3 protein-coding genes and 2 pseudogenes are annotated in these 3,459 nt (G+C 57.6%); 4 read left to right on the forward strand and 1 reads right to left on the reverse strand.

What is annotated here, in order from left to right; all coding sequences use genetic code 11:
- The 4 genes and pseudogenes from V6C07_RS01035 to V6C07_RS01050 all read left to right on the forward strand — a co-directional run.
- Positions 1-204 (forward strand): annotated as a pseudogene (locus tag V6C07_RS01035) (hypothetical protein); the annotation flags it as partial.
- Entirely contained in the window at positions 205-1,419 is a 1,215-nt protein-coding gene (gene hmcC / locus V6C07_RS01040) for a sulfate respiration complex protein HmcC (protein ID WP_333534545.1), read from the forward strand. It abuts the pseudogene before it with no gap.
- 22 nt (positions 1,420-1,441) lie between these two features.
- Entirely contained in the window at positions 1,442-1,594 is a 153-nt protein-coding gene (locus V6C07_RS01045) for a hypothetical protein (RefSeq protein ID WP_291439032.1), read from the forward strand.
- A 565-nt stretch (positions 1,595-2,159) separates the two neighbouring features.
- Complete coding sequence (locus V6C07_RS01050; protein ID WP_333534547.1) at positions 2,160-2,930, forward strand: methyltransferase domain-containing protein; 771 nt, start codon at positions 2,160-2,162, stop codon at positions 2,928-2,930.
- Between the two features lie 280 nt (positions 2,931-3,210).
- Here the strand turns inward: V6C07_RS01050 and V6C07_RS01055 are convergent.
- Positions 3,211-3,459 (reverse strand): annotated as a pseudogene (locus V6C07_RS01055) (diaminopropionate ammonia-lyase); the annotation flags it as partial.

Below are 3,459 nucleotides of genomic sequence, written 5' to 3' on the forward strand. Positions count from 1 at the left end.
AAGCGTCGCGAAGCCATGTACAAAGCTGAAACGGACGACAAGATCAAGGAAGCCCGTGAAGACGTGGCCGCCGCCGTGGACGCAGCCGTACGCAAAATTGAGGAAACCCAGGGGCCGGGCGCTGCCGATACGGCCCGCCGCGCCATGACCGAGGCCCTCAAGGCCCGGGAAACGGCGTGCACGGGTCACGGGGAGGATAAGTAAATGTCACAGCACAGCATCGTCATTCCCAGCAAAGGCAAGCTGTTTAACCTGGATGAGTTTCTCAAACCCACTCCGGGCAATATCATCACCGCCATCATCCTGACGGTGGGGCTGATAATCACCGTTATCCGCTTTACCATGGGTATCGGCTCGGTTACCAACCTGAGCAACACCCAGCCCTGGGGCCTGTGGATCGGCTTTGACCTGCTTTGCGGCGTGGCCCTGGCGGCTGGCGGCTACTTTACCACCGTGGCCTGCTACGTCATGGGCATGAAACAGTTTCATTCCGCCGTGCGCCCGGCCATTACCACGGCCTTTCTCGGCTACGGTTTCGTGGTCGTAGCCCTGCTGTATGACCTGGGCCATCCGTTGCGTTTGCCCTTCATGTTCTTCTTCCCGGGAACCACGTCAGTGCTCTTTGAAGTGGGCCTGTGCGTTGCCACCTACGTTACGGTGCTCTTCATCGAGTTTTCCGTGGCGCCTATGGAATGGCTGTCGCAAAAGTTCCCCTGCCTTATCAAGTGGCGCAGGCTTGTGGTGCACAGCACCATCGTGCTCACCATTTTCGGCGTCACTCTGTCCACCCTGCACCAGTCCTCACTGGGCGCACTGTACCTGATTGCGCCTGAAAAGCTGCACCCCCTGTGGTACTCGCCCTTCATGCCCATGTTCTTCTTCGTCAGCTCCATGGCTGCCGGGGCCTCCATGGTCATCTTTGAAGGCATCTTTGCCCACAAGGGCCTGCACCACTATATGGACGAAACCCACCTGCGCGAATCTGACGGCGTGGTCCTCAGCTTCTCGCGCGCGGCCTCTTTCATCCTGTTCGCCTACTTCATGCTCAAGCTCATCGACATGCTTGTGCAGGCCAACCTGTCCTACGTCTTCTCGGGCTACGGGGCCTGGTGGCTGGTTGAAATGCTGGGCTTTGTGCTGCTGCCCGCCCTGCTTTACGCCAAGGGCGCTCGCGACCGCAATCTGACCCTGTGCCGCATCGCTTCGGCCAATACCGTGCTGGGCATCGTTCTGAACCGCTTTAACGTGTCCATGATCGCCTTCAACTACAACCTGCCCCCGGCGGAACGCTACTTCCCCAGCATCTGGGAAATATGCATTTCCATCTTTGTGGTAACGATGATCGTGACCGTGTACCGCTTTATCATCTACCACATGCCGGTGCTGTACGAACACCCCGACTTCAGGGATGAGCACTAGCCAACAGGGAGAGGAGAATATTATGGAATTCCATACTTTTTACGATTACTTCCTCTATACGAAGAGCTGGGCTTATGCCATGATGTTTGTGGTTCTGCCCCTCTATGTGGTGTACTGGAACTTTGTGCTGTTCCCCAAAAAAAAGGGACGTAACGGCTGCTCCAAGGACCATTAGAGCATGTAACGCTTGCAGTGGTTGTCTGACGACGGATCATCGCTGCTATCTTCGTCCGTAATTTCCTTTATGGTAACGGTCGAATCAAGTTAGCCTTGCAACCGCTTCGCGGTGCGGATTTTTAAAAAATCCACGCAGAGCGTTCCAACTTTTTCAAAGTTGAGCCGCTCTGGAGCCTGCGAACCTGAAATGACAGTCTGAAACACGGGGGGCGGCGCCAAACGGTGTCGCCCCCTGTGCATTGACAAAGATTCTTTTTACAGCCACCCTTGCGCGCTACGCCATTCATGTGGGTACACGGGCAAGCCACTGCCCTTTGCCCGATTCGGGCGGATTCGGATGCCTCCGGACTGCTTGAGCCTGCTCCGGGCTGATTCCGGCCCCCGCAGCCCAATGATTCCGCGGCCCTGCGCAATGCGGGCAGCCCTTTGTGGGGCATAAGGCGCACAGCAGAACAATTGACCGCGCATTGCGCCCTATGGTGGCTTGGGGTATACTCGACAGTGTGTGAAGTGGCTTCGGCGTTGCAATAACGCATACTTGCAGCCATGATCGGAGGCTTGACGTGCGGCGATTTTATCAAGAAAGCTGGCAGGGCATACCCTTTACGTCCTTTTCGCATATCTCCTTTTTTCATCTGGCGGAACCCAAGTTCTACGCGGTGTTCTACGAAGAGCTGTTTCGCCGCTACAAGGACTGGGACGATCTGCCTGCAGTCTGGCGCGAAAACAAGCGCAAAGACGCCCGCTGGCTCATCGGCCAGTTGCGGGATCAGGTTGCCAGAGAAGCGCAGCCCCGCACAGAGCCTGTGCGCGTGCTGTCCATCGGCAGCGGCGTGGGCTATATGGAAAAAATCCTGCTGGAGGAAATGCCCGAGCTGGAGTTGCACGTCAACGAGCCAAGCACTGTGGGCATGAAATGGCTGCGCCGGCATATTCCCAGCGAACGCATCTATATCGGCCTGCCGCCGGCTTGCCTGCCCCCAGATGTCCACTACGACATGATCTACCTTTCCACCGTGGACTACGGCATTCCTACACGCGAGTTCACCTACCTGCTGCAGGAACTGCGCGCCCAGTTGGCCCCCGAGGGCGAGATCATCCTGCTTTCGGCTTCCCTGCTGGAAGAGGATTCCTTTATCGGCAGCTTCGTCAACGCCATCAAAATTTTCATCCGCGGCTTCCTGCACTATCTGGGCATACGGCGGCAGCAGTTCTGGGGTTGGCGGCGCACGCGCGACGAATACCGCCAGCTTTTCAAGCAGGCAGGGTGCACCCAGGTGCAGGACGGCTGGCTGCAGGATGGCTTTGAGACCTACTGGATACGCGGAAAATAGTTTTCCCGGCACAGGCTCAAGCCGCCGCACAAATGGGTGCGCGCAGCCTTTGAACCTGCACCCCGAATACCCCGCGCCATAAGGGCATGCGTCCCGCACAGAAACCGGCACCGGGCATTGCCTGACGAAGGTTCCTTTTTGATGCAACAATACCGCTAATTTTTCGCGATATATAAAAAAGGCCGCACAACATCCGTGCGGCCTTTTTGTCTCTCTATTCCGTTACCATCCCCGGCAGGCTGGATTTTTTCGCCCGCCCTGGCCCTGTGCGCTCTGGCGGCTACTCTGCTTCCACCCCTGCACAGCGCCCATACCAGACAATCTGGCGGTACAGATCGGGTGAGGTATCCCCTTCAGTGCTGAAAAGCAGGATGCGGGAAGAGGCGTCCAGCCTCAGGGCCTGGCGGACGTCCTGCATTTGCGGATTTTTCATGATATGCTCAATGGCTCCCAGAGGAGCCGCGCCGGATTCGCCGCTGCACACAGGGCTGTCGCCCGGCAGGGGCGCGGCAAGGATGCGCATGCCGTT

The sequence above is a fragment of the Desulfovibrio sp. 1214_IL3152 genome (assembly GCF_036763055.1).
GTDB lineage: Bacteria > Desulfobacterota > Desulfovibrionia > Desulfovibrionales > Desulfovibrionaceae > Desulfovibrio.

What these genes read in the sequence shown, in the direction of transcription:
- hmcC (WP_333534545.1), top strand. Translation starts at nt 205, where the DNA reads ATGTCACAGCACAGCATCGTCATTCCCAGCAAAGGCAAGCTGTTTAAC.
- V6C07_RS01045 (WP_291439032.1), top strand. Translation starts at nt 1,442, where the DNA reads ATGGAATTCCATACTTTTTACGATTACTTCCTCTATACGAAGAGCTGG.